Origin of the sequence: Kitasatospora sp. NPDC059327 (assembly GCF_042752535.1) — a bacterium.
In the GTDB taxonomy this organism is placed as follows: Bacteria; Actinomycetota; Actinomycetes; order Streptomycetales; family Streptomycetaceae; genus Kitasatospora.
This window is the reverse complement of sequence record NZ_JBHYYB010000011.1, coordinates 99568-125306: the sequence shown is the minus strand read 5'-3', so window position 1 is coordinate 125306 and position 25739 is coordinate 99568. Positions and strand designations below refer to the sequence as shown.

General features: G+C 75.2%; 22 protein-coding genes. 16 read left to right on the top strand and 6 right to left on the bottom strand.

Annotated features, from left to right (window positions below; translation table 11 throughout):
- Positions 1-146 precede the first annotated feature (146 nt).
- The 4 genes from ACFXHB_RS09905 to ACFXHB_RS09890 form a co-directional block, all read right to left on the bottom strand.
- Entirely contained in the window at positions 147-1532 is a 1386-nt protein-coding gene (locus ACFXHB_RS09905; RefSeq protein ID WP_380573391.1) for a PLP-dependent aminotransferase family protein, read from the bottom strand.
- Entirely contained in the window at positions 1529-2467 is a 939-nt protein-coding gene (locus ACFXHB_RS09900) for an alpha/beta hydrolase (RefSeq protein WP_380573390.1), read from the bottom strand. The genes ACFXHB_RS09905 and ACFXHB_RS09900 overlap by 4 nt, the downstream gene beginning before the upstream one ends.
- Positions 2468-2504: 37 nt before the next feature.
- Positions 2505-3278 (bottom strand): class I SAM-dependent methyltransferase, encoded by a 774-nt coding sequence (locus ACFXHB_RS09895; RefSeq protein WP_380573389.1) that lies wholly within the window; start codon positions 3276-3278, stop codon positions 2505-2507.
- Positions 3279-3404: 126 nt separating this feature from the next.
- Positions 3405-4499 (bottom strand): alpha-hydroxy acid oxidase, encoded by a 1095-nt coding sequence (locus ACFXHB_RS09890; RefSeq protein WP_380573388.1) that lies wholly within the window; start codon positions 4497-4499, stop codon positions 3405-3407.
- Positions 4500-4669: 170 nt separating this feature from the next.
- Here ACFXHB_RS09890 and ACFXHB_RS09885 point away from each other — a divergent pair, with 170 nt between their 5' ends.
- The 12 genes from ACFXHB_RS09885 (at position 4670) to ACFXHB_RS09830 (ending at position 16586) form a co-directional block, all read left to right on the top strand.
- Positions 4670-6109 (top strand): class I adenylate-forming enzyme family protein, encoded by a 1440-nt coding sequence (locus ACFXHB_RS09885; protein WP_380573387.1) that lies wholly within the window; start codon positions 4670-4672, stop codon positions 6107-6109.
- 133 nt (positions 6110-6242) lie between these two features.
- A complete protein-coding gene (locus ACFXHB_RS09880) occupies positions 6243-6518 on the top strand; it encodes an acyl carrier protein (RefSeq protein WP_380573386.1) in 276 nt (91 codons plus the stop codon).
- On the top strand, positions 6515-6805 hold the full coding sequence (locus ACFXHB_RS09875; RefSeq protein WP_380573385.1) for an acyl carrier protein: 291 nt from the start codon (positions 6515-6517) through the stop codon (positions 6803-6805). Before ACFXHB_RS09880 ends, ACFXHB_RS09875 begins: the two co-directional genes overlap by 4 nt.
- Positions 6802-7983, top strand: coding sequence for a beta-ketoacyl synthase N-terminal-like domain-containing protein (locus ACFXHB_RS09870; RefSeq protein WP_380573383.1), 1182 nt, complete (start codon positions 6802-6804; stop codon positions 7981-7983). The genes ACFXHB_RS09875 and ACFXHB_RS09870 overlap by 4 nt, the downstream gene beginning before the upstream one ends.
- Positions 7980-8489: a hypothetical protein gene (locus ACFXHB_RS09865; RefSeq protein WP_380573382.1), complete on the top strand. Its 510-nt coding sequence runs from the start codon at positions 7980-7982 to the stop codon at positions 8487-8489. Before ACFXHB_RS09870 ends, ACFXHB_RS09865 begins: the two co-directional genes overlap by 4 nt.
- A gap of 145 nt (positions 8490-8634) precedes the next feature.
- Positions 8635-10254 carry an AMP-binding protein gene (locus ACFXHB_RS09860; RefSeq protein WP_380573381.1) on the top strand — a complete coding sequence of 540 codons (1620 nt, stop codon included), beginning with the start codon at positions 8635-8637 and terminating at the stop codon, positions 10252-10254.
- Positions 10251-11537, top strand: a complete 1287-nt coding sequence (locus tag ACFXHB_RS09855; protein ID WP_380573380.1) for a beta-ketoacyl-[acyl-carrier-protein] synthase family protein — start codon at positions 10251-10253, stop codon at positions 11535-11537. The genes ACFXHB_RS09860 and ACFXHB_RS09855 overlap by 4 nt, the downstream gene beginning before the upstream one ends.
- Positions 11538-11665: 128 nt before the next feature.
- Positions 11666-12748: a VOC family protein gene (locus tag ACFXHB_RS09850; protein WP_380573379.1), complete on the top strand. Its 1083-nt coding sequence runs from the start codon at positions 11666-11668 to the stop codon at positions 12746-12748.
- Between the two features lie 32 nt (positions 12749-12780).
- A complete protein-coding gene (locus tag ACFXHB_RS09845) occupies positions 12781-13695 on the top strand; it encodes a phytanoyl-CoA dioxygenase family protein (RefSeq protein WP_380573378.1) in 915 nt (304 codons plus the stop codon).
- Positions 13692-14741, top strand: coding sequence for a thiamine pyrophosphate-dependent dehydrogenase E1 component subunit alpha (locus ACFXHB_RS09840; protein ID WP_380573376.1), 1050 nt, complete (start codon positions 13692-13694; stop codon positions 14739-14741). Before ACFXHB_RS09845 ends, ACFXHB_RS09840 begins: the two co-directional genes overlap by 4 nt.
- Positions 14738-15700 carry an alpha-ketoacid dehydrogenase subunit beta gene (locus ACFXHB_RS09835; protein ID WP_380573375.1) on the top strand — a complete coding sequence of 321 codons (963 nt, stop codon included), beginning with the start codon at positions 14738-14740 and terminating at the stop codon, positions 15698-15700. The genes ACFXHB_RS09840 and ACFXHB_RS09835 overlap by 4 nt, the downstream gene beginning before the upstream one ends.
- A 94-nt stretch (positions 15701-15794) precedes the next feature.
- Positions 15795-16586 carry a DUF3050 domain-containing protein gene (locus ACFXHB_RS09830; RefSeq protein WP_380573374.1) on the top strand — a complete coding sequence of 264 codons (792 nt, stop codon included), beginning with the start codon at positions 15795-15797 and terminating at the stop codon, positions 16584-16586.
- A gap of 77 nt (positions 16587-16663) precedes the next feature.
- Here the strand turns inward: ACFXHB_RS09830 and ACFXHB_RS09825 are convergent, their stop codons facing one another.
- On the bottom strand, positions 16664-18013 hold the full coding sequence (locus tag ACFXHB_RS09825) for an acyltransferase (RefSeq protein WP_380573373.1): 1350 nt from the start codon (positions 18011-18013) through the stop codon (positions 16664-16666).
- A 376-nt stretch (positions 18014-18389) separates the two neighbouring features.
- On the opposite strand from ACFXHB_RS09825, the gene ACFXHB_RS09820 reads away from it, so the two are divergent.
- From ACFXHB_RS09820 to ACFXHB_RS09810, 3 genes are all read left to right on the top strand, one after another.
- Positions 18390-20756: an FHA domain-containing protein gene (locus tag ACFXHB_RS09820; RefSeq protein ID WP_380573372.1), complete on the top strand. Its 2367-nt coding sequence runs from the start codon at positions 18390-18392 to the stop codon at positions 20754-20756.
- Between the two features lie 80 nt (positions 20757-20836).
- Positions 20837-21439: a hypothetical protein gene (locus tag ACFXHB_RS09815; protein WP_380573371.1), complete on the top strand. Its 603-nt coding sequence runs from the start codon at positions 20837-20839 to the stop codon at positions 21437-21439.
- 80 nt (positions 21440-21519) lie between these two features.
- Positions 21520-22500 (top strand): serine/threonine-protein kinase, encoded by a 981-nt coding sequence (locus ACFXHB_RS09810; protein ID WP_380573439.1) that lies wholly within the window; start codon positions 21520-21522, stop codon positions 22498-22500.
- A 61-nt stretch (positions 22501-22561) separates the two neighbouring features.
- On the opposite strand, the gene ACFXHB_RS09805 is transcribed toward ACFXHB_RS09810, so the two are convergent.
- Complete coding sequence (locus ACFXHB_RS09805; protein WP_380573369.1) at positions 22562-23905, bottom strand: streptophobe family protein; 1344 nt, start codon at positions 23903-23905, stop codon at positions 22562-22564.
- Between the two features lie 202 nt (positions 23906-24107).
- Between ACFXHB_RS09805 and ACFXHB_RS09800 the strand changes: the two genes are divergently transcribed.
- Positions 24108-25640, top strand: coding sequence for a DUF6777 domain-containing protein (locus tag ACFXHB_RS09800; RefSeq protein WP_380573368.1), 1533 nt, complete (start codon positions 24108-24110; stop codon positions 25638-25640).
- Positions 25641-25739: the final 99 nt, after the last annotated feature.

The following is a 25739-nucleotide window of genomic DNA, read 5'->3' as shown; positions in this document are numbered from 1 at the left end:
GTGTGCGGGGGGGCTTCGGTGTCGGCGGCGGCGGGGGTGTACGCGCGGGGGGGGCGGTCCGCCGGGGCCGGGGGCGGCCGGCCGGCCCGGGGGGGGGGGGGGGGCCGTCCCCACGCCCCGCCCCCACCCTCGTGCGTACCGCTCCCCTACCGTGCCGCCGGCGCCCGCGCCCCGGCGCCGGCGCCGGCGCCGGCACCGGCCTCGGCGCGGATGAAGCGGGCCAGGTCGGCCACGCCGGCGCGGATCTGACCTCCGGTGAGCGAGCTGACGGACAGCCGGAGGCGGCGCTCTCCCCCGCCCGCCGGGTAGAACGGCGCCATCGGTGTCCAGAGCACGCCGTACTCCCGGGCGCACCGCTCCATGGCCGCCTCGTCCGCCGGGAAGGGCACCGTCAGCACCGCGAAGAAGCCGCCCTCCGGCTCGTTCCAGGACAGGCCCAGCCGCTCGCGCTCGGCCGCGGGGAACTGCGCCTCCAGCGCGGCCAGCAGCGCCGCCATGTTGGCCGCGTAGTAGGCCGTCGCCGGGGCGTTGGCGGCCCGCAGCCGGCAGTCGTGGCGCAGCAGCATGCCCCCGATCACGGCCTGGCTGAGCGCCGGGGTGTTGACCGTCGTCATGCTCTTCAGCTTCGCCAGCTCGTCCGCGAGCAGCGAGCGCCGGCCACCGGGCCCGGCCACCTCCTGGTCCGCGACGACGTAGCCGAGCCGGGCGCCGGGGAAGCAGGTCTTGGCGAAGGAGCCGAGGTAGACAACCTGGCGGCGGCGGTCCAGCGCCTTCAGGGTGGGCCGCTCACCGGGGTCACGGGCGAAGAAGCCGTACGGGTTGTCCTCGATGACCAGCAGCCCCTCCTCGGCGGCGGTGTCCAGCAGCCCCGTCCGGGCGGCAACCGGCATGCTGGTGCCGGAGGGGTTGGCGAAGTCGGGGACGACGTAGAGCGCCCTCGGGCGCCGCCCCTCGGCGCGGACCGCCCGGGCCGCCGCCCGGACGGCCCGCGGATCGGGTCCGCCGTCGGGGCCCTCGGGCACCGGGACGGTGGTCAGGTCGAGCAGCCGGGCGGCGCCGGTGACGCCGACGTAGCAGGGCGAGCTGACCAGCAGGACGTCGTCCGGTCCCGCGCACAGGGCGCGCAGCGTCAGCAGCATGCCCTCCTGGGCGCCGACGGTGAGCACCAGGGACTCGGGTGCGACGGTGAGGCCCTCGTCGTTGGCCAGGGTGCGGGCGACCAGGTCGGCGATGACGCCCTTGGTCGGGCCGTACTGGAACAGGGTGGTGCGGGCGGCGTCGCGGTCGAGGCCCCGGGCGGCGAGGTGCTCCAGGTAGGCGTCCAGGTGGTCGTGGACGTCCTCCGGTTCGAAGAAGCCCTCGTAGGGGCGGCCGGGGGCGAACGAGACCGCCCCGGGGTAGCGGGTGGTGACCTCGTTGAGGAAGGTCATCGCGTCCAGCAGCGGATCGGCCAGCGAGGCGTGCAGGTCGCCCAGCGCGAGGGGCCCTGCGGCGGGCACGGCGGGCGCGGCGGCAGGGGCGGCGGCGGTCACCGCAGGGCCTCGCGCAGCCGCTCGGCGGCGTACCGCTGGGCTTCCCCGGCGGCGTCCAGGACACCCGTCATGGCGAAGAACCCGTGCGGCATGCCCGCGTACCGGCGGGACTCGACGGGGACGCCGGCCGCCCGCAGCGCCTCGGCGTAGCGCTCCCCCTCGTCGCGCAGCGGATCGTACTCGGCGGTGATCACGGTGGCGGGCGGCAGCCCGGCCAGGCTCGGGGCGCGCAGCGGGGAGGCGTGCGGGTGGTCGCCGTCGGCGGGATCGGCCAGGTAGTGGCCCCAGTACCAGTCCACCGAGCGCTGGTTGAAGAGCAGCGGGTCGTCGAACCGCTCCGCCGACGGGGCCTCGGCGGCCCGGTGGTCGGTGTTGGGGTAGACCAGCAGCTGGTGGCGCAGGGCCGGACCGCCCTCGTCGCGGGCGAGCAGGGTCAGGGCGGCGGCGAGGTTGCCGCCGGCACTGTCGCCGCCGACGGCCAGCCGGTCCGGGTCGATGCCGAGCGTGTCGGCGTTCCCGGCCAGCCAGCCGGCGGCGGCGCGGCAGTCGTGGACGGCGGCGGGGAAGGGGTGTTCGGGGGCGAGGCGGTAGCCGACGGAGGCGGTGACGCAGCCGACGGCGTTGGTGAGCCGGCGGCAGATCGCGTCGCTGGTGTCGGGCGAGCCCAGCGTCCAGCCGCCTCCGAACAGGTAGAGCAGGGCGGGCAGTCGGCGGCCGGGCGGCTCGGGGCGGTAGATCCGCAGGGCGAGTTCGCCGCCGGGGCCGGCGATGCGGTGCTCCTCGACGGCCGCGACGGGCTCGGGGGTACCGGCGGCGGCCCGGATGTCGGCGAGGTCGGCGGCGCGGGCCTCCGCCGGGGTGAGGCTGTAGAGCGGGGGTGTGCCGGCCCGCGCGCGGCGCTCGCGCAGCGCCTGGGCCTGGGGGTGCAGCGGCATGGTCATCCGATCGGGCAGGGGGAGGGGGGCGCCGCGCTCAGCGGTCGGCCTCGACGTAGATCGTCTCGTCGGTGCGGAAGGCGGTGTCGAGGTCCGCGACGTCGGCGCGGACGCCCTCCCGGTAGGCGCAGTGGCGGATCCGGTCGGCCTCGAAGCCGGCCCGGGTGAGGACGTGCCGCAGCTCGTCCAGGTCGTAGATCCACTGGTGACCGTAGTAGCGGAAGATCTGGTTGATCAGGAAGGCCGGGCGCTGCGGCATCGGCGGGCCGAAGCCCATCGTGGTGAGGCGCCGGCGGTGCTTGGCGAGGAAGCCGTCGTCGGTGGCGTACCCCCGCAGGTAGCGGGCCAGGTCGGGGGTGGTGATCCGCAGGACGCCGCCGGGGCGCAGCACCCGGCGGGCCTCGCGCAGCCAGCCGACCGCGATCGGCATGGTGACGTGCTCGATCAGGTGCTCGGCGTAGACCCAGTCCACGCTGGCGTCCGCGAAGGGCAGCGGCCGGCCGATGTCGAGCTGGGTGAACCAGCGGTCGCCGTCGACGCGGTAGAGGGTGCCGGGCTCGGTCCCGGTCTCGGGGCCGCGCAGGGCGGTCAGGTCGGTGCCGAGGCCCTCGGGGTGGGCGGTGCGGAAGGCGGCGAACTCGATCCCGGTGATGCCGAGCTCGCGGAAGCCCCGGTGGTCCTTGGGGAGGCCGCCGACGGCCGGTTCGAGCTGTCGGCAGGTGGCGACGTCGCCGCTGAACGCGTCGAGCCGGACGGCGAGGTCCTCCGGGTCGTCCCAGTCCCAGCCGGGGAAGACGTCCTGGTTCTTCATGTCGTCGGTCTTTCTGTCGGACGTGCGGTGCGGGGCTCGGGCGCGGGGCGCGATGCGGCGCCTTCGCGCGGAGCCTCGGGTACGGGGCCGGACGGTGCCGCCCCTCCGTCCGGAGGGGCGGCGCGGTCAGGCGGTGGGCCAGGGCGCGAGGACGGTGCCGTCCAGGTCCGCGGGCGTGCGGCGGCCCAACAGGGCCAGGGTGTGCTCCAGTTCGTCACGGAGCAGGTCGAGCACCCGGAGCACGCCGTCCTCGCCCTCGACGGCGAGCCCCCAGAGGACGGGGCGGCCGACCAGGACGGCGCGGGCGCCGAGCGCGAGCGCGACGGCGATGTCGGTCCCCGTCCGGACGCCGCCGTCGAGCAGCGCCGGGACCTCCGGCGGGAGGGCGGCGACCACTTCGGGCAGGGCCGCGAGGGCGGGCAGCACGCCGTCCAGTTGGCGGCCACCGTGGTTGGACACCACCACGGCGTCCACGCCGTGGTCGGCGGCGATCCTGGCGTCCTCGGCCGTCAGGATGCCCTTGAGGACCAGCGGGAGGCTGCTGCGTTCGCGCAGCCAGGCCAGGTCGGACCAGGTCAGGCTGGGGTCGAACTGCTCCCGTGCGTGGTCGGCGATGCCGGAGGAGCCGGCGTTGGCCCGGTGGCTGGTGGCCATCAGCGCGGGGTCGAGGTTGACGGCGCGGATGTGCGGCGGGACGGCGAAGCCGTTGCGCAGGTCGCGCATCCGGCGGCCGATCCGGGGGGCGTCCACGGTCAGCATCAGGGCGGCGAAGCCGGCGGCCTCGGCCCGTTCGATCAGCGCGGCGAGCGCGTCACGACGCCGCAGCCAGTAGAGCTGCAGCCAGAGCGGGCCGGTGGCGGCGGCGGCCATGGACTCCAGGGTCCGGCTGGCGAAGATTCCGGCGACCAGGAACGCCCCGGCCCGGCCGGCTGCCCGAGCGGTCGCGGTTTCCCCGTCCGAATGGACCAGCCGGTGGTAGGCCATCGGGGCAATTCCGACCGGCAGCCGCAGCTCGCTTCCGAGCAGCGGGACGGTCGTCGAGCAGGCCGAGACGTCGACGAGCGTGCGGGGCCTCAGTGCGTAGTGGCCGAACATTTCCCGGTTGGCCGCCAGAGTGCGTTCGAGTCCACTGCCACCCTCGATGAAGTCCCATATTTCCGGTGGCAGTTGGGTGTGCGCCGCGCGCTCGTACCCGGCCGTCGTGAGTGGTCCCACGGGCATCCTCGTTCCCGGACGGCCGCGCTCGGACCAGTCCCGCTTCGGCAGCGTAGGAGGTGCGAGCCGGATTGGTATAGACCTTGATTTGACCAAACGTCTGTGCAAAAGTCTGGCAACGGAATTGGCCGTATTGGTTTGAGAACGGCGTCCATGTCAAATCTCCTCTGCGTGGAGTGGCGTTGACCGGCATTTCCCCCTCCTCACTTCCGCCCTCCGCACCGCCGCACGCCGACGCCCCGGACAACTGGGTGACCCGGTTCCTGCTGGACGGCCCGGAGAGCGAGGAGTGCCTGCGCTTCGGCACAGCCGTCGACCGCGGCACCCTGCGTGCCCTGGTCGACGAACAGGCCGCGAGGCTGGCCGCGGCCGGCCTCGGCCCCGGCGGCACGGCGGCGTTGCGGCTGCCACCGTCGCTGGGCTTCGTCGCCGCCCTGCTCGCCTGCTGGCACCTGCGCGCCCAGGTGGCCCTGCTGGACCACCGTCTGACCGACCATGAGATCGAGCTCGCGGTCGAACGGCTGGCCCCGCAGGTGCTGGTAGGGTCCGCTCATCGGCCCTCGGCGGCGCTGCGCGGCTTCTCCGAGGTCGAGCCGGTGGCCGTCCGGCTACCGAACGGGCGACCTGCCCGGACCGGCCACGCGCTGGTCCAGCTCAGCTCCGGGTCCACCGGCCCGGCCAAGGTCATCGCCCGCACCGCCGGTGATCTGATCCGCGAACTCGGCTGCTACCAGCGGCTGGTGGACTTCCCCGGCGAGGGCGAGCGGGTGGTACTGCTCTCCTCGGTGGTGCATGTGCTCGGACTGGTCGGCGGACTGCTGAACAGCCTGCACGCCCACGCACCGCTGACCGTGCCGGACCGGATGACGGCGGCGGGCATTCTGGCCGCCGTCGCCGACGAGGCCGAACGGCCCACCACCGTGATCGGCGTACCCTTCCACGCCGAACTGCTGGCCGGCGTGGCCGCGCCCCCGGCGCTGCCGCGGCTGCGCCGGATGGTGGTGGCCGGGGAACTGGTCCGCCCGGGCCTGCCGGCCGCCTTCACCGCCAGGTACGGCGTGCCGTTGGGCACCATGTACGGGATGACCGAGACCGGTGTCATCGCCACCGATCTCGACGGTGTTCTGCACCCGGCGAAGCAGCCCGTCCACGGCATGGAACTCCGCCTGGTGGCAAGGGAGTTGCAGCTGGGGACGGCCGCCTCGCCGTACCCGGGGCTGGACGACCCGACCCGCTGGTCCGACGGCTGGCTGCACACCCGTGACGCCGCCGAACTGGACCCGGCCACCGGGCTCGTCACCGTCCTCGGCCGGCGGGACTCCCAGGTCTCGATCGGCGGGCTGAAGGTCGACCTCGGCGAGGTCGAACTGATCCTGGCCGGCCTGCCCCAGGTCCGGGAGGCCGTCGTGGTATTCGACGAGGGCGCCATCGAGGCCTACCTCGCCACCGACGAGGACGCCGACCGGGCTCTGGTCCGGGACGCGCTGGCCCAGCGGCTCGCCGCCTACAAGCGGCCGCGCCGACTGGCCTTCCTCCCACAACTCCCGCGCACCGCCACCGGAAAGCTGCTGCGCGACCCGGCCGCCCTCCGGGCGACCGCGGCCGCGGTGGGCTGACCCGGCCCGCCGGACAGCCCACCGACGGCACGCCGCACCGCCGGCCCGGCGCCCTCGAACCGACGTGTCCACGACTCTCCGCCTCCTCCCCCGACGATCCGTGCGCCGCGGCGCGCGAGTACAGGAGCACACCATGCAGGACCGCATCCGCGAGTTCGTCCTCGCCGCCCTGACCGAGATGCAGTACGACGTCTCCGAGGTCACCGGCGACACCGACCTCGGCCCGGCCGGCCTCGACCTGGAGTCGCTCGCCCTCGCCGACCTCTCGGTGCAGGTCGAGGACGAGTTCGGGATCAAGTTCGACTTCGACGAGATGGAGAGCACCGCGCTGATGACGCTCGACGAGTTCACCGCCGACGTCGCGAAGCGCTTCGAGGCCTCCAACGCCACCTCGGGCAGCCCGGCGTGAGCGAGCCCGTCCTCCCCGACCGGGCCGAGGTCCTGACGATCCTGGCGGCGTTCGGGCAGCGCGCCGCCGGCGACGTCCCCGAGGAGCTGGGGTCACTCGAACTCACGTGGCTGATAGCCGAGTTCGAGCAGCGCTACGGCATCGAGCCGGACCTCGACGACGAACGCTTCGAGGCGGTCCGCACCGTGGACGACGCCGTCGACCTGCTCCGCTCGGCCGTCCTCTCGGCGGCCGCCGACGCCGCGAGTGCCACGGCGCCGCAGACCGCGGGGGCCGCGCCGTCATGACCGGCCACGCCCCGCCCGCCGTCCGACCCGTGGTCACCGGCGTCGGCGTGCTCAGCGCGGCCGGCACCGGGCTCGACGCACTGGCCGACGCGGCCGCCCACGGCAAGACCGCCTTCACCGCGGTGAGCAGGTTCGACGTCTCCGCGCGCCGGACCGGCCGGGCCGCGCTGCTGGCCGAGCCGACGCCGCTCGCCGACGCCGTGCTGGCCGCCGTGGACCAGGCCTGCCGCCAGGCCGGCCTGCCCGCCGGCCGCGCGAGCGGCGAGGGCGACGACCGCCGGGCGGCGACCGACCGGGACGAGGGGCCCACCGCGGACCGGGACGGCACGCCCGTCCTGCTCGCCCTGCACAGCGACCTCCACACCCGGGCCGTCACCGCCGCCGTGGCCGCCGGCGCGGCCGCCGCCTGGAACCTCCCGGGCGTGACCCGGGTGTACACCGGTGCCTGCGTCGCCGCCGGCACCGCCGTGGCCGACGCCGCCGCGCTGGTGGCGGCCGGCCGGCACCGCCGGGTGCTGGTCGCCGCCGGTCACCTGGTGGAGCCGGGCGTCTTCGCCGCCTTCGACGCCGGCCGCGCGCTGGCCCGGGACGGCGAGTTGCGCCCGTTCAGCGCCGGCCGGACCGGCACCCTGCTCGGCGACGCGGCCGTCGCCGTGGTGGTCGAGGCCGAGCCGGAGGCCGAACGGCGCGGCGCGCCGGTGCTCGCCCGGCTGGCCGGCTGGGGCCGGGCCGGCGACGCCCACCACGTCTGCCGCCCGGAGCCGACCGGCGACGGCGTGGCCCGGGCCGTCGAGGCCGCGCTCACCCGGGGCGGCGTCGACCCGGCCGAGGTCGGCTACGTCAACGCCAACGGCACCGGCTCACCACTGGCCGACAGCGCCGAGGCGAGCGCGCTGCGCCGGGTCTTCGGCGCCCACACCGAACGGTTGCCGGTGAGCTCCAGCAAGGCCGTCCACGGTCATGCCCTGGAGGCCTCGGCGCTGCTCGAACTCGCCGTCACCATCGCGGCGTTGCGCGACGGCCGGCTGCCGGTGAACGCCGGCTGGCTCGGCCCGGACCCGGACGTCGGCCTGGACCTCGTCCTGGACGGCCCGCGCGCCGGGCGGCCGCGCTACGCGCTGACCCTCAACTCCGCGTTCGGCGGCGCCAACACCGCACTCCTGGTGGCGGCCCGATGACCGAGCTGCGCGTCCTCGCCGAGGCCCGCTGGCCGGAGCCGGGCCACCACGAACCGCTCCCGCCGATCCCCGGTTTCACCGCCTCCTCCTTCAATCCGCTGGTGGCCGAGACCGCCGAACGCTGCCTGCGCGCCCGTCACGGCAGCGCCCCGGCCCCCGGCCGGACCGCCCTGCTGCTGGCCAGCGCGGGCGGCGACCGCGCCACCGCCCGCGCCATCGACGACGCCGCCGCCTCCGGGCGGCGGGTACCGCCCCTGCTGTTCTTCCAGTCCAACCCGAACGCCGTCCTCGGACACATCGCCGCCCGCTGGGGCCTGACCGGTCCGGTGGTGGCGATCAGCCCGGTCGACCCGGTCCCGGGCCTGGTCCCGCCGGACGCGCTCGACCTCGCGGCGCTGCTCCTCGCGGACGGCGACGCCGACCAGGTCCTCGTGATCGCCGCCGAGCAGGCGGAGTCCGCCGACGGGACGGACCGGGCCGCCGCCGTCCTGGTCACGGCCGGCTGACCCGAGCCGCCCCACCCCCGCGCCCACCCCCGAGCCGCCCCGCAGAGCCCACCGCCTCCGCGTTCCCCGCACCGCCATCGAGCGGGCGGCGCCACACGCCGCACCCGCCGAAGTACGCCCAGCACCATGGGAGGGATTCACCACCGTGAGCATCCGCAGTATCCGCACCCTTCTCGCGGACGACCCCGACGTCGGCGCCGGCAACGTCCTGACCAGCCGGATCGCCCTGGGCCTCGGGCTGGACGAGCCGCTGCTGACCTTCGACACCCCGGTGGACGACCACGCCGCCTGGCAGCCCTTCACCCTGCGCGAGCTGGACCGCGCCGTCCGGGCCCGGGCCGCGGCCCTGCACGGTCTCGGCGTAACCCGCCGCGACCCGGTGGTGGTCTACGCGACGGACGCCGCCGACCACGTGCTCTCCTTCCTCGCGCTGGCCCGGCTCGGCGCGATCCCGGCCCTGCTCAACCCGAACGTGGACGGCGAGCGCGCCGCCCGCTACATCGCCCGGCTCGGCCCCGTCGGCGTCCTCGCCGACGCCGCCCACCTGGCCGCCCTGGCCGGCCACGACCCCGGCGCCCCGCTGCTCCCGGAGATCGGCACGCTCGGCTCGGGCGACCCGGACGCCGCGCCCGCGCCCTACCGGCACTGGTCCGGCGACCCGGTGGCGATCACGCACTCCTCCGGCACCACCGGGATGCCCAAGGCGGTGGTCCACTCCCACGCGAGCCTGTACGCGGCGATCCGCCACCGCCTGCGCCTGCCCCGCCCGCAGGGCCAGGACCGGATGCTCAGCGCGCTGCCCGCGCCGCACGCCGCCACCCTGATCGCGGTCAACCTCGCGCTCAGCTCGCACACCCGGCTCGACCTGCTCTCCCGGCAGTCCGGCGCCGGTGTGCTGGACGCCATCGAGAGCCGGCGGCCCACCGGTGTCATCGGCTTCGCCGCCACCTGGGCCGAACTGGCCCACCACGACCTGGCCGAGCGGGAGCTGACGTCGGTCGCGCTCTGGTGGAACACCGGTGACTGCGCCCACGAGGTGCACATCCGCCGGCTGATCGCCACCGGCAGCCGCGAGACCGTCACCCGCGAGGGCCGGGTCCGGGTGCCCGGGTCGCTGTTCGTGGACGGCCTCGGTTCCACCGAGATGGGCCACTCGCACTTCTTCATCTCCCACGGCCCCGGCACCGAGCGGTACGGCCGGTGCGTCGGCCGCCCGCACGCCTTCGTCGACTGCGAGGTGGTCGGCCCGGACGGCGAGCCGCTGGGCCCCGGCGAGGTCGGCGAACTCGCCACCTCCTCCCCCACCCTGGCGCTCGGCTACTGGAACGACTCGGCCACCACCTTCCGCACCCGGATCCGCGGCCGCTTCCTCACCGGGGACCTGATGTACCGGGACGAGGAGGGCTACTACTACCACGTCGACCGGGCCGTGGACTCGGTCGAACTCGGCGACGGCAAGCGGCTGTTCACCGCGATGTCGGAGGAGCGGGTGCTGGCGGCCTGCCCCGACGTGGCGGACTGCACGGTCGTCGCCGTGCGGGACGTCGACCGGGTGGTCACCGATGTCCTGCTGATCCTGGCGGCCGACGCCGATCCGGCCGCGGACCGCACCAAGGCGGTCACGGCCGCCCTCGACGAGGCCGCGGCGGCCACCGTCCGTCAGGTCCTGGTGGTGTCCGGCGAGGACATCCCGCTGGGGCCGACCGGCAAGGTCCGCAAGGTGCTGCTGCGGCAGCGCTATCTCGACTCGGTGGCCGCCCGATGAGCGCGGCCGGCGGCCGCCCGGGAGCGCCCACCGGTCGCCCGGGCGCCGTGGTCACCGGAATCGGCCTGGTCACACCGGTGGGCCGGAAGCCCGGCGAGGTCTTCGAGGCGCTCACCGCCGGGCACTCGGGCATCCGCGCGCTGCCCGAGGGTCACGCCGCGCACGGCTGGCTCACCGCCGCCGGCCTGGCACCCGCCGTCGAGGGCCGCGAGGTGCTGCCGCCGACCGAGACCAGGTGCGTCGACCGGTTCGTGCTGCTCGCGCTCGCCGCCGCCGACGACGCGCTGGCCGACGCGGGCCTGGTGGTCGGGCGGGACGCCGACCCGCACCGCACCGCCGTGGTCCTGGCCACCGGTGGTGGCGGGCTGGAGACCTTCGAGCAGCAGTCGCACCGGCGGTTGGAGCGCGGCCGGCCCGGCGTCAGCCCGTATCTGCTGCCCGGCATGCTCTCCAACATGGCCACCGCCCGGATCGCCATCAAGCACGGGATCCGGGGCTTCAGTTCGGCGATCGTGACGGCCTGCGCGGCCGGTGCCCAGGCCGTGGCCGAGGGGCTTCGGCTGATCCGGGCCGGCGACGCCGATGTGGTGGTCTGCGGCGGCAGCGAGTCCTCGCTGCACCCGACGATCGCCGCCGCCTTCACCAACGCCCGTGCGCTGTCGTCCGGTTGGGACGATCCGACGCAGGCCAGCCGGCCGTTCGACGCCCGCCGCAACGGCTTCGTGCTCGGCGAGGGCAGCGCCGTCCTGGTGCTGGAGCGGGCCGAGCACGCGGACGCCCGCGGCGCGGCCGGCTACGCCGACCTGACCGGCTGGGGCGCCTCGACCGACGCGCACCACCCGACCATGCCGCGTCCGGACGGCGCGGGCGCGGCCGACGCGATGCGCGCCGCGATCGCCAGCGCGGGCCTGGCGCCGTCCGACATCGGCTACGTCAACGCCCATGGCACCGGTACCAAGCTGGGCGATGTCGCCGAGACCGCCGCCCTGCGCGCCGTCTTCGGCGACCACGGGCCGGCGGTCAGCTCGACCAAGGGAGCGACCGGTCATCTCCTGGGCGCCGCAGGCGCGTTGGAGGCAGCGGTGACCGCGCTCGCGGTTGCCCGGGGGACGCTGCCACCGACGCTCAACCTGACCGACCCCGACCCGGCCTGCGCCCTCGACCACGTGCGCGGCGCGGCCCGGGCGACACCGCCGGGCGCCGCGCTGAGCAACGCCTTCGCCTTCGGCGGACACAACCTCAGCCTGGTCTTCGGCCCGGCCTCCACCCGGTCCACCAAGTAGCGGCCGGCCGCCGGGGCCGCGCCCCGGCCTGCCGGGCGAGCCCCGCCGGAGCCGGCCCGGCCCGGCGGGGCGCCCGGGCCGGGCCCAGCCCCGGCCACCCATCATTCGCCACCCCCGGGGAGAACCCGTTGTCCATCCAGTCCATCACCCATGTCGAGTTCCACTGCGCCGACGCGGACCAGACCGCGGCCGGCCTCCGCGCCGACTTCGGCTTCGTCCCCGATGAACAGACGCCCGGGGAACGCACGCCCGGGGACCAGGCGCCCGGGGACCACGCGCCCGGGGAACCGGCTGCCGGGTCCCCCGCGGCGGCGCCCGCCGCCGGGCCGCTCGGGACGCGCACCGTCCGGCTGCGGCAGGGCGACATCCGGCTGCACCTCGTCTCCGCCACCGACCCCGACCACCCGGTCGCCCGGTTCGTGGCCGTGCACGGCGACGGCGTCGGGGTGATCGCCCTCGGCTGCACCGACCCGCAGGCCTCGCTGGAGCGTGCCGAACGGCACGGCGCCCGTGTCCTGGACCGGACCGGCGGGCTGGTGGCCGGATTCGGCGACGTCGCGCTGCGGTTCGTCCCCGAGGTGCCGGCCGGCCCCGCCCCCGCGACGCCCGCCGCCACCCTGCTGGACGCCCTCGACCACGCCGCGATCTGCGTGCCGGCCGGGGAGCTCGCCCCCGCCGTCAAGTTCTGCGAGGCCGCGCTCGGCCTCCACCGGATCTTCGGCGAGTACATCGAGGTCGGCGAGCAGGCGATGGACTCCAGCGTGGTGCAGAGCGCCTCCGGCGAGGTCACCTTCACCCTGATCGAGCCCGACACCAGCCGCCGGCCCGGCCAGATCGACACCTTCCTGGCCGACAACGAGGGCGCGGGCGTCCAGCACCTGGCCTTCCGCACCGGCGACATCGCCACCGCCGTCCGCACCGTCCGCGACCGCGGGGTCGAGTTCCTCAGCACCCCGGGCGCCTACTACGACGCGCTGGCCGAGCGGCTCGGCGGGACGGCCATCCCGGTCGACACGCTGCGCGAACTCGACGTCCTGGTCGACCAGGACCACGGCGGGCAGCTGTTCCAGATCTTCCTGCGCTCGACGCACCCCCGCCGCACCTACTTCCTGGAGCTGATCGAGCGCCAGGGCGCGGGCACCTTCGGCACCGCCAACATCAAGGCCCTGTACGAGGCCGTCGAGCGGCAGAGCTCCGCCGCCTCCGTCTGAGCAACCCCCGCCCCGCAGAAGGAGGCCCCCGCATGACCACCGCACCCGAGTTCCGGCTCACCGAGGCCGAGCGCGCGCTGCTGCCCACTCCCGAGGAGGTGGCCGGCTACCTCGAACACGGCTGGTACCTCTCCCGCCGGCTGTTCGGCGACGAGGAGCTGGACACCCTGCAGGCCGCCACCGAGAAGTACTACGAGGGCCACCGGGACCGCGAGCTTTCCGTGCGCCCGCCGAACCTCGCCGCCTGGGAGCCCTCGCACGGCCCGGTCCAGCGCCACAACGACTACGTCCACTACGAGAGCGACGCGATCGCCGCGATCCTGCGCAAGCCGCTGCTGGGCGCCGTCGCCGCGCTGCTCGCCGAGGCCGAGGAGATCCGGGTCTTCCAGTCGACGCTGATCTACAAGCCGCCGGTGCCCGAGGAGCCCACCAACCAGGTGCCCTGGCACTTCGACAAGCACTACTGGCAGACCTCCAGCTCCGACCGGATGCTCACCGCCTTCCTCCCGTTCCACGACTGCCGGGAGGAGAACGGCACCATCACCATGATCGACGGCAGCCACCGCTGGCGTGAGCTGGACTCCGGCGAGGACTCCACCCGCCACTTCGCCCACCGCGACCGCTCCGAGCTGGAGTCGATCCTGGCCGCCAACGCGCACCACAACGGGCAGCAGGTGCGCAAGGTCCCGATCGAGATCCCGCGCGGGCACGTCAGCTTCCACCACTGCCGGACCTACCACGGCAGCGGCGCCAACCTCTCCGACGCCCCGCGCCGGGCGATCTCGCTGCACCTGCAGGACGGCGCGAACGAGTACCGCCGGCACACCAGGCCGGACGGCGGCACGGTGGTCTACAACCACGACGTGGTGGTCCGCCGCACCGCCGACGACCGGCCGGACTACGCCGACCCGGACATCTGCCCGACGCTCTGGCGGGGCACCCCGTGACGGCGGCGGCCGACGCCGCGGCGGCGGAGGCCCCCGACGCCGCGCCCGCCCCGGACGGCGGCACGCGGGTGGCGCCGCTCGGCACGCCCGCGCAGCGCTACCGGATGCTGCGGCTGATCCGCGGCTTCGAGGAACTGGCGCTGGGCCTGGTGAAGTCCGGGGTGATCACCGGCGGCATCCACCCGTACATCGGCCAGGAGGCGGTCGCGGTCGGTGTCTGCGCCGCGCTGGGCCCGGGCGACCGGCTCACCTCCACCCACCGCGGGCACGGCCACGTGCTCGCCCGGGGCGTCGACCCGCGCCGCCTGCTCGCCGAACTGGCGGGCCGGGTCGGCGGGTTGAACCGGGGCCGGGGCGGCTCGATGCACGCCGCCGACCTCTCGCTGGGCATCCTCGGGGCCAACGGCATCGTCGGCGCCGGCGCACCGATCGCGGTCGGCGCCGCCTGGGCGGCCCGGCAGGCCGGCGACGACCGGGTGGCGGTCTCCTTCTTCGGCGACGGCGCGCTCAACCAGGGCGTGCTGCTGGAGTCGTTCAACCTGGCCGCGATGTGGCGGCTGCCGGTGCTCTTCGTCTGCGAGAACAACGGCTACGCGACCACCCTGCCCGCCGCCACCGCCGTCGCGGGCAGCGCCGTCGGACGGGCGGCCGCCTTCGGAATCCCCGCCGTCACCGTCGACGGGATGGACACCGAGGCCGTCCGGGCCGCGGCCGAGGAGGCCGTCGCCCGGGCGCGGGCCGGCGGCGGGCCGGCCTTCCTGGAGTGCCGCACCTACCGCTTCGAGGGCCACCACACCATGGAGCGCCGGATGAAGCTGCGCTACCGCAGCGCGGAGGAGGTCGCCGACTGGCAGGCCCGCGATCCGCTGCTGCCCGCCGCCGCCGCGATCGGCGCGGCCACCGCCGGCGCGATCGACGCCGCCGTCGCAGCCGAGCTCGCGGAGGCCGAGCAGTTCGCACTCGCCTCCGAACTCCCGGACCTGGAGGGCGCTTTGGACTATCTCTACGCCGACGGACGGCGGCCGCGGGCGGGGGCGACGGGATGACCAGGCTCTCCTACACCAAGGCGCTCAACCGGGCACTGGCCGACGAACTGGCCGACGACCCCGCGGTCTGCGTGTTCGGCGAGGACATCGGCGCCGGCCTGGCCGGCCCGACCCTCGGACTGCTCGACCGGTTCGGGCCGGAGCGGATCGTCGACACCCCGCTCTCCGAACAGGCCTTCACCTCGATGGCGATCGGCGCGGCCCTGGCCGGGCGGCGGCCGGTGCTGGAGTTCCAGATCCCCTCGCTGCTCTTCCTCGTCTTCGAGCAACTCGTCAACCAGGCGCACAAGTTCTCGCTGATGACCGGCGGCCAGGCGAGTGTCCCGCTGACCTGCGTCGTCCCCGGGTCCGGCTCCCGGGACGGCTGGGCGGGCCAGCACTCCGACCACCCCTACAGCCTGTTCGCGCACGCCGGGGTGAAGACCGTGGTCCCCGCCACGCCGACCGACGCCTACGGCCTGCTGCGCTCGGCCGTGCGCGACCCGGACCCGGTGGTGGTGTTCGCGCCGGCCGCCGCACTCGCCGTGCGGGAGACGGTCACCTGGGCACTGGAGCCGATTCCGCTCGGCTCGGCGCGCGTGCACCGGCCCGGCACCGATGTCACCCTGGTCGCCGTCGGCCACCTGGTGCACGACGCGCTGGCCGTCGCGGCCGAACTCGCCGACGAGATCTCGGTCGAGGTCCTCGACCCGCGCACGCTGTACCCCTTCGACTGGGAGGCGCTCGCCGCCTCCCTGGAGCGCACCGGCCGGCTGGTGGTCGTCGACGACTCCAACCGCAGCTGCGGGATCGGCGCCGAGGTGCTGGCCACGGCCGCGGAGGAGATGCGGCTGATCGCACCGCCCCGCCGGATCACCCGCCCCGACGGCGCGGTGCTGCCGTTCTCCCCCGCCCTCGACCGCGCCCTCCAGCCCGGCCGGGAGCAGTTGCGGCACGCCCTGCGCGCCGTCATGAAGTAGCCCGTCAGCACAGAACAGCCCGAACGACCGCGCGACCCCTGTCCGGCGCGCGGCTCCCGTGGCAGAATCCCGTCCCCCCGTGAAGGAGCGTCACATGTCCAACAGCCGTTACCACTGGGACCGTTCGCACCCCGGCCTGTCCGGCCTGCAGGAGGCCATCGACCCGCTGCGCCGCGAGGTCGTCGGCCACACCGTCTACGGCGGCCTGACCAGCATCGGGCACGTCCGGACCTTCCTGGACCGGCACGTCTTCGCCGTCTGGGACTTCATGTCGCTGCTGAAGAGCCTGCAGCGCGAGCTGACCTGCGTCGACGTGCCCTGGATCCCCAACGGCCCGACCGCCAGCCGTCGTCTGATCAACGACATCGTGCTGGTCGAGGAGAGCGACGAGCTCGGCGAGGGCTTCACCAGCCACTTCGAGCTGTACGTCGAGGGCATGCGGCAGGCCGGCGCCGACCCGGCACCGGTGGAGGCGTTCCTGGAGCTGCTGCGCGCGGGCACCCCGGTGCCCGAGGCACTGAAGAAGGCCGGGGTGCCGCAGGCCGCCGTCGACTTCACCGCGACCACCTGGGAGATCATCGAGAACGCGCCGGTGCACTGCCGCGCGGCGGCGTTCGCCTTCGGCCGCGAGGACCTCATCCCCGACATGTTCGCCCAGGTCATCAAGATCGAGGACCCGGACGGCGCGCTCACCGTCTTCAAGGACTACCTGGCCCGGCACATCGAGGTGGACGGCGAGCAGCACACCCCGATGGCGATGCAGATGCTGATCGACCTCTGCGGCGACGACGACGCCAAGTGGACCGCCTGCGCGGACACCGTCCGGCTCGCGCTCAAGGCCCGGGTGCAGCTCTGGACGGCGATCGAGGCGGCCTTCCCGGCCTGACCGGCCCGGTGACGACACGTGAGGGGGAGGGCCCGCGGGCTCTCCCCCTCAGTCGTGGTGCCGCACCGGCCGGTGCGTCAGAGCACCTTGGCAACGGCGCCGGCCGCCGCGGGCAGCACGTCGGCCGGGTCACGGAAGCGGTGCAGCGCCGCCCGTCCCTCGGCGCCGCGCAGCCGGGCGGCCAGCCGCGCCGGGAGCACGGCCGTGGTGAGCGAGCCGACCCCGTGGAACCCCTCGACCGTCCAGGAGACCCACGGCAGCGGGTAGTTGGCGGCCGGGCTGAAGAACACCGGCCGGTGCCCCTGGAAGGAGACCTCGTACGCGCCGAACCGGCTCCAGTTGGAGAAGCTGAACCGGCGGTGCGCGGGGTCGAAACCGAGCGGCACGCAGTCACGCAGCCGGGACCGCCCGATCGCCTCCAGGAAGGCCTGGTTGGAGCGGAGGTTGAGGTGCCCGTCCGCGAAGTCCTCCAGCGCCCCCCGGAGCGCGGCCGCCAGGGCGGCCGGCCCGTCCTGCGGCGCGTGCGGCAGATGGACGTCCCCCAGCAGGTTGCCGACCAGGGTCGGCGGCAGGCCGAGCGGGCGGCGCGCGTTGACCGGGACGGTCAGCCAGCGGGTCTCGTCGTCCTCGTCCAGGGCCCTGATCGTACTGACGACGTGGGCGCAGAGCACGTCGCCGGAGGAGAGTCTTCGGCCCGCCGTCGCGCTGAACTCCTCGCGCATCCGGGCGATCTCGGCCTCGCCGAAGTACAGCTGGACGGTCCGGTTGGCGCGCGGACCGGCCGCCACCTCGCGGGCCAGCAGGGCGGCCTCGGCGGGGTCGGGCAGCCGGAACCCGGGCCGCCCGCAGTCCTCGGCGGGCAGCACCTTCGCCAGCAGGGCGTCCTGGTCCTCGACCAGTTCGGCCTCGGGCAGCTCCCCGCCCTCGACCGCGGCGGACCAGGCCCGCATCAGCAGCATGAAGCTCTGCAGGTCCCCGATCGCGTGGTGCCAGGAGCAGCCCAGCACCGTGCCGCCGGCCGAGGGGCGGGTGATCCGGACGGTGAACAACGGGACGCCGCCGAGCCGGGCGGCCGGGGCGTCCACCGGGTCGACCAGGCCGGCGCCGGCCGAGGTGACCCGGCCCATCGCCTCCGCGAGCGTGCCGTCGACGTCGTAGCTGTCCATCGGCACACCGGAGTCGTCGCAGACGACGGTCAACTCCTCGCCCACGGTGCGCAGTCGCCCGGCGAAGACCGGGACCTGCGCCAGTGCGCGGGCGAGGCCGGCGGCGAGCCGGTCCTCGTCCAGGGTCTGCTCGAAGAAGAGGACGACCGAGACCGAGAGGTCGGCCAGCATGGTGTCCATCAGCCCGCAGCGCAGCCGCGCCCCGGAGGCCCGGCCGGCCCGGACGAGCCGGGAATCGCGCAACTGCGGCCAGAGGCTCATCGGTCCATCCAGGGGGGTCGCGGGGGCGGTCCGGATCGTTCCGGACGGGGGCAGACGCGCCGGACGGCGGGGCAGATGCGCCGGACGATGGGGGAAACGATAGGGCAGCGGACCGGTCCGGATCCAGTGGTCCAGTCCACTTGTCCGGTCCGGTCCACGGTCGGTCCACGGTCGGTCCACGACCGATCCGGCACCCGCCCGGGGCCGGTCCGCGGCCCGTCCGCGGTCGATCCGCGGTCGATCCGCGGTCGATCCGCGGTCGATCCGCGGTCGATCCGCGGTCGATGCGCAGTCGATGCGCAGTCGATGCGCGACCGGTCCGTGACCGGTCCGGGCCGGAAAGCCGGGGCGCCCCGGCCGGACTAGAATGCGAGCCATGGGAGAGCGCGCTGGCGCGCCCGTCGCGCCGCCTCTGGTTCTCGTCACCGACCAGGATTCGCAACTGATCGATCCTGGCCGGTCCTACCACGTCGGCCGCGACCCGACCAGCGAGATCGTCCTCGACGACCCACGGGTCTCCTGGCACCACGCGGTGCTGCACACCAGCGACGGCCACTGGCGGCTGGACGACGTCGGCAGCACCAACGGCACCTTCACCGACGGCCGCCGGATCGACCACGAGGACGTCGGCCCCGGCACCCTGCTGCGGTTCGGCAACCCCGCGGACGGCCCGTCCGCGACCTTCGCCGGGGTACCCGCGCCGGCCGCCGCCGAGCGACCGTCACTGATCGCCCCCCAGGCCTCCGGCGTCTTCCGCCGGCCCAGCGCGATCATCCGGCTGCCGGGCCGCACGGTGCGGATCGGCCGGGCCGACGACAACGACCTCGTCCTGGACGACCTGGTGGTCTCGCGCCACCACGCCGAACTGCGCACGCTCCCCGACGGCGGCCACGAGATCGTCGACCTGACCAGCCACAACGGCACCTACCTGAACGGCCGCCCGGTGAACCGGGCCCCGGTCGGCCCGGCCGACATCGTCGGCATCGGCCACTCCGCGTTCTGCCTCTCCGGCGACGAGCTGGTCGAGTACACCGACACCGGCGAGATCTCGCTCAACGTCCAGGGCCTGGTGGTCCGGGTCGGCCCCGAGCACCGGGTGCTGCTGGACGGCGTCGGCTTCCCGCTCGCCGAGAAGGCCCTGCTCGCGGTGGCCGGCCCGAGCGGCGCCGGCAAGTCCACCCTGCTCAACGCCCTGACCGGGCTGCGTCCGGCCGACGAGGGCACCGTCCTGTACGACGGGCGCGACCTCTACCGCGACTACGCCGAACTGCGCCGCCGGATCGGCCTGGTGCCGCAGGACGACATCCTGCACACCCAGCTCACCGTCCGCCGCGCGCTCTCCTACGCGGCCGAACTGCGCTTCCCCGGCGACACCACCCCGCGCGAGCGCGAGACCCGGGTCGACGAGGTGATCCACGAACTCGGCCTGGACAGCCGGGCCGACCTGGTCATCTCCAGCCTCTCCGGCGGCCAGCGCAAGCGCGTCAGTGTCGCCCTGGAACTGCTCACAAAGCCCTCGCTGCTCTTCCTGGACGAGCCGACCTCCGGGCTGGACCCCGGCATGGAACGCTCGGTGATGACGATGCTGCGCAGCCTCGCCGACGACGGCCGCACGGTCGTCGTGGTCACCCACAGCGTGCTGAGCCTGTCCGTCTGCGACCGGCTGCTGGTGCTGGCCCCGGGCGGCCGTACCGCCTACTACGGCCCGCCCGGCGAGGCGTTGGCGTTCTTCGGCTACGCCGAGTGGCCGGAGGCCTTCGAGGCCTTCGAGAGCGAGGACCACGCCGCCTGGCAGCGCCGGTTCCGGGAGTCCCCGCAGTTCCAGCGGTACGTGGCCGCCGGGGCGGTGGGGGCGGTGCCCGCCGCGCGCGCCGCCGCGGGCACCGGGAGCCCGATCGGGCCGGAGAAGCCGCAGGGCTGGTTCTCCCAGCTGGCCACCCTGGTCCGCCGCTACACCGCCGTGCTGGCGGCCGACCGGCTCTTCCTCACGGTGATGATCGCCCTGCCGTTCATCATCGGGGTGATGTGCCGGGCGATGGCCGGCAGCCGGATCTCCCCCGACAACGCGATCAACGTGGTCCTCACGCTCTGCATCGGCGGGCTCCTCACCGGCTCCGCCAACGCGGTGCGCGAGATCGTCAAGGAACGGCCGATCTACCAACGGGAGCGGGTGGTCGGGCTCTCCAGATCGGCCTACCTGGTCTCCAAGGTGGTGGTGCTGGGCACGGTCACGGTGGCCCAGGCCGCCGTGCTGACCACCGTCGGCCTGGCCGGGGTGGACCTCAGTCCGACGCTCCCCAACGGCGTCCAGGTGCACAGCGGTGTCGTGCTGCCGCCGCTGGCCGAGCTGATCCTGGCCGTCGCGATGCTCTCCTTCTCGGCGATGATGCTCGGCCTGCTGGTCTCCGCGCTGGTCCGCAAGGAGGAGGCCACCATGCCGATGCTGGTGCTCCTCTCGGTGGTGCAGATCGTCTTCAGCGGCGCCATGCTGAAGCTGCACGGGGTACCCGGCCTGGAGCAGTTCGCCTGGCTGGTGCCCTCGCGCTGGGGTCTGGCCGCGATGGCCCAGACCGTCGACCTGCACACGGTCTTCCCGACCGCCATCACCGCGGACCCGCTGTTCCGGCCCGACCGCACCCGCTGGCTGCAGTGCCTCGGCATCCTGGTGGGTCTCTCGGCGCTGCTCGGCGGCGTCGTGCTCGCGCTGCTGCGCCGGCAGGAGCCCGCGATCATGCGGAAGTGATCCCGCGGACGTGAGCACGCGAAAGCGCTCATCCAGGAGCGCCCACGCGGTGGTGAAGTGCCCTCCGATGGACGGAGCCCATGGACGAATTCGCGTTCCGCCCGACCCATGTCGCCCCACCGGACGGGATGGCCTCCTGGGCGGCCCCGGACCCGGCGCAGCCGTCGGCCCGGCTGGACGCGCTGCTGCCGGTCCGGCTGCTCGGCCGGCAGGGCGACTGGGGGAACGTGCTCTGCTCCAACGGATGGAGCACCTGGGTGGACGGCCGGCTGCTGATCAACCTCCCCGCGGCGCCGCCGGACGCCACCGGTCCGCCGGCCCGGACGGCCGACCCCCGCCCGGCGCTCGCCGAGGCCGAGGGCGTGCTGGCCCGCTACCGGGCGCTGCTGGAGGACCTCGCGGCCGGCAGCGCCGACCTGGAGACGTTCCGGGAGCGGACCCGCGGCCTGCGGGTCGGCCTGGTCGTCGACGGCGAGGCGCTCTGGGTGTTCGACCCGGTGCACGACCGGTGGTGCTACTGCGACGGCCTCCAGCTCCAGACGTACGCGGCCTCCGGACGGCCGCGGGCCACCCCCGGCGCGACGCCCGGCCCGGCCGCCGGCACGGCGCCCGACGCCGCCCCCGGACCGGCCCCGGGCCCGGCCGCGGGCGGGTACGAGCCCACCCGGACGGGTGAGCTGTGATCCCCCCGGACCGGCCGGCCGAACGGGAGTCCGCCGAAGGGGTGCCGCGCACCGAGGAGGCTCCCGGCCTGCCGTCCGGCATGGTCGGCCGACGGCTGGCCGGCTACCGGCTGGAGGCCGAGATCGGGCGGGGCGGCATGGCCGTCGTCTACCGGGCCAAGGACCTGCGGCTGGGCCGGACGGTCGCGGTGAAGCTGCTGGCGCCCGAGCTCGCCCGCAACGAGGTGTTCCGCCAGCGGTTCATCCACGAGTCGGAGGCCGCCGCCGCGATCGACCACCCGCACATCATCCCGGTGTTCGAGGCGGGCGAGACGGACGGCATCCTGTTCATCGCGATGCGCTTCGTCGACGGCGGTGACCTGCGCGGGCTGATGAACCGGGGCAGCCCGTTCGCGGTCGGGCGGGCGGCCCGGCTCGCCCTGCAGATCGGCTCCGCGCTGGACTCCGCGCACGACCACGACCTGGTCCACCGGGACGTCAAGCCCGGCAACGTGCTGGTCGCCGCCGGGACGGACAGCGAACACCCGGAGCACCTGTACCTGGCCGACTTCGGCCTCACCAAGAAGTCGCTCTCGCTCAGCGGGCTGACCACCGTCGGCCAGATCGTCGGCACCCTGGACTACGCGGCACCCGAGCAGATCTCCGGGCGGCCGCTGGACGGGCGCTGCGACCAGTACAGCCTGGGGTGCGTGGTGTTCGAGATGCTGGCCGGGACGCCGCCGTTCCGCCGGGAGAGTGACCTCGCCCTGCTCTGGGCCCACCTCAACGACCCGCCGCCGACGCTGCGCGACCACCGCCCGGACCTGTCCGAGGCGGTGGACGCCGTGGTGGCCCGGGCACTCGCCAAGTCACCCGAGGAGCGGTACTCCAGCTGCCTGCAGTTCGTGGCCGAGCTGCGCTCCGCCGACGCCGACGCCCCCGGCCCGGCCACCGGGTGGCAGGGTGACGGACCGCCCACCCAGGTACTCCCCCGCGCGGGCCGGAGCCGCCCGGGCGCCTCGCCTCCGGTGCCCGAGCCACCGTCCTGGGCGACCCCGATCGTCTACCCCCGGGCGCGCTGAGGCGCGGCGGGGGCCCGGCGGGGGGTAGACGGGGGGCGGCAGAGCGCAGCGGGGGCCGGTCTCAGCGGTCGTCGGCCGGGATCTCGCCGCGCCGGCCCCGGCCGGCCGCCAGCAGCCCGCCCAGCAGGCCGGCGACCACCCCCCAGGCCGCCGCCAGCGGCACCGCCACCCACAACTGCGGGCTGAGCGAGAGCGACCCGCCGCCGAGACTCGCCGCCGGGCCGGTGTCCCCCAGGACGGAGCCGAGGAGGTCACCCAGCCCGCCCTCCCCGACGCCCACGCCGAGCACCGAGAGGCCGTAGGCGGCGGAGACCCGTGACCAGACGCCCACCAGCAGCATGGTCACCGCCGCCGCCGCGCCCAGCCGGACGGCGTGCTGCCAGAGCCGGACCTCGCGCGGCGAGCGGTAGGCGGTGAGGAATCCCGCCGCCAGCAGCAGCACGGCCGCCATCGGCAGCAGCAGCCAGACCAGGCCGTTCTGCTCCGCGAGGGTGCCCAGATCGATGGTGGCCGCCGACCCGTCCGGCCCGCGCAGCACCGTGGACAGCGCGTCGGGGACCGGCAGGCCGAGGGCCCCGACCAGATGGCCGTGCCACTGCGCGCCCAGCCCCAGCCCGAGCGCGAGCCAGACCAGGTTGGGCAGCGCCAGCAGCAGGAGCGCCAGCGTCTCCCGCGCGTTGCCGTGCACGACGGCGGTGACCAGGCCCGCCACCAGCCCGATCGCCACGCAGACCAGCAGCACCAGCAGCATCGCGAACGCGGCCGGCCGGACGGCCTGCTGGAACGGCACCAGGCCGCGCGGCAGCGGCGCCCGCCGGGAGACCGCGAAGGTGAGCGCCAGCACCACCAGCAGCCAGAGCAGCCCGAGGCCGACGGTGGTCGCCGCCTCCGCGTGGAAACCGATCTCGGGGGTCAGGCCGAGGGCGCCGCCGAGCTGCTGGGCGAGGTCGTTGCCGAGCGGGACGACGAAGGTGTGCCGGGCGGCGAGGGTGAGCAGCACCAGGGCCACCACCCAGACGGCCGCCGTCCGGGCCACCCGGCCGAGCAGTTCGACGCCGCCGGCGACCGCCCGGAAGCGCAGCTGACGCAGGAACACCTCTGCCATGACCAGGGCGCCGACCAGTCCCACGCTCAGCGGCATCGCCGTGATCCCGGCGTCCACCTGGGCGAAGAAGCCCGCGCCGCCGTCGAGCTGCACGGAGCCGCCGACCGCGAGCGCCAGCGCGCCGGCGAGGACGTAGGGGAACCCGCCGCCCGGGAGCGAGTCGGCGCCGGCCGCCCAGAGGCCGAGCGCGGCGACCGCCGCCATCGCCGCGATCCCGGCGAGGACGACCGCCAGCGCGTCCAGCCAGCCGCGCAGAACACCGGGCGGGCCGGGGGCCGTGGTGGTGGGCTCCTGAGGCATACGGGCTCCTGGTGGACTCGGGTATCCCCCTCGCGTCTGGGTCCAGCCTCACCCAGGACCGGTTCCCGCGCGCTGTGTGCGCACGGCGACCGGGGAGCGGCGTGCTGTTGCGGCGGATGCCCGGCCGGGGCAGAAATGGAAGCCAGTGGCCGCAGTGTTCCGCGCCGGCCGCTTCCCCGGCCGCCCGCGAAACGGAGCCTCGATGAGTTCCCAACCGCCCACCTCCGGGCCGCCGACCGGGCCGCCCTCCGGCCCGCCGTCGGGCCCGCTCTCCGGGCCGCCGTCGAGCGGCCCGCCGGGACCGCCGTCCGTTCCGCCGTCCGGGCCGGGCGGCTCCTCCTCGGGCGCGGCGGGCGGGCCGGGCGGCGGACGTCCGACGCCCTGGTGGCGCTCCGGCAAGAAGCTGGCGCTGGCCGCGGGTACGGCGGGGCTGGCCGTGCTGGCGACGGTGCTGATCGTCAACAGCACCGGCGGCGGGGGCGGGCAGGCCACGGACGCCATTCCGGCCGCCAACGAGGTGGCGCTGCAGTCGCCGAGCGATCCGGGGGCGGCGCCGTTCACCCAGTCGGTGGAAACCACCGCCGTCTCCGCTCCGCAGCCGACCACCGCCGCGGCCAAGCCGACCGGCGGCACCCAGAGCGCCGGCTCCGCCAAGCCGACCGGTGGCACGCCGGGCAGCACCGCGACCTCTCCGGCCGGCATCCACACCGTGCAGGGTTCGTCGGCCGGGCTCTACGCGGGCGCGATGTCCAAGCCGGCCTGCGACACCGAGAAGCTGATCTCCATGACCTCGACCGGGGACACCGGCCGGGCCTGGGCCTCGGCCCAGGGGATCGAGCAGTCCGCGATCCCGAGCTACATGCGCTCGCTGACCTCGGCCTACCTGCGGGTGGACACCCGGGTGACCAACCACGGCTACAAGGGCGGGGTGGCGGTCGCCTACCAGTCGGTGCTGCAGGCGGGCACCTCCGTCCTGGTGGACGCGCAGGGCGTGCCGAGGGTGCGCTGCGGCTGCGGGAACCCGCTGAAGCCGCCGGAGCTGGTGAGCGACGCCAAGTACACCGGCAAGTCCTGGACCGGCTTCCAGCCGACCTCGCTGGTCATCGTGGTGGCGGCGCCGAAGCCGGTGACCGAGTTCGTGCTGGTGAACATCGACACGGGTGGCTGGTTCGCCCGGGTGACCGGGCAGATCAGGGTGGAGGACCGGCCGGTCGTGCCGCCGCGGGACCTGGCGCCGGGCATTCCGCCGGCCGCGCCGATGCCCCCGGTCTCCCCGTCGGCCTCGGTGTCCGGCTCCACCTCGGCCAGCACGTCGGGTTCGGGCTCGGCCTCGACCTCGGGCGCCGGTTCCGGGTCGACCTCGGGCTCGACCGGTCCGTCGACCGGGTCGGCCTCGGCGTCCAGTTCCTCCGGTTCGCCGTCCGGTCCGTCGTCCTCGGCGAGCAACGGGTCGGCCTCGGCCTCCTCGTCGAGCAGCTCCGCCGGCGCCTCCTCGTCCTCCCCGCCGGGCTCGTCCGGTCCGTCCACGGCGAGCGCGAAGCCGTCCACCGCGAGTGTCGCGCCGTCCACGGCCACCGCCACCGCGAACACGGCGACGGCCACCACCAACGCGGCGACGGCCACCGGCACCACGACCTCGGCTTCGCGGTCGGCCGTCGCGACGGCGACCTGCGCGACGCTCTCGCCCTCGACCCTGCCGCCCTGCGTCACCCCGTCGGGCAGCACGCCCAGCTGACCCACCGACTCCCCCTCGCGGCGGGGGGGGGGCGGCCCCCCCCCCGGGCCCCCCCCCCCCCCGGCGGCGGCCCCCCCCCGGAGGGGTTTGTGTGAGAAA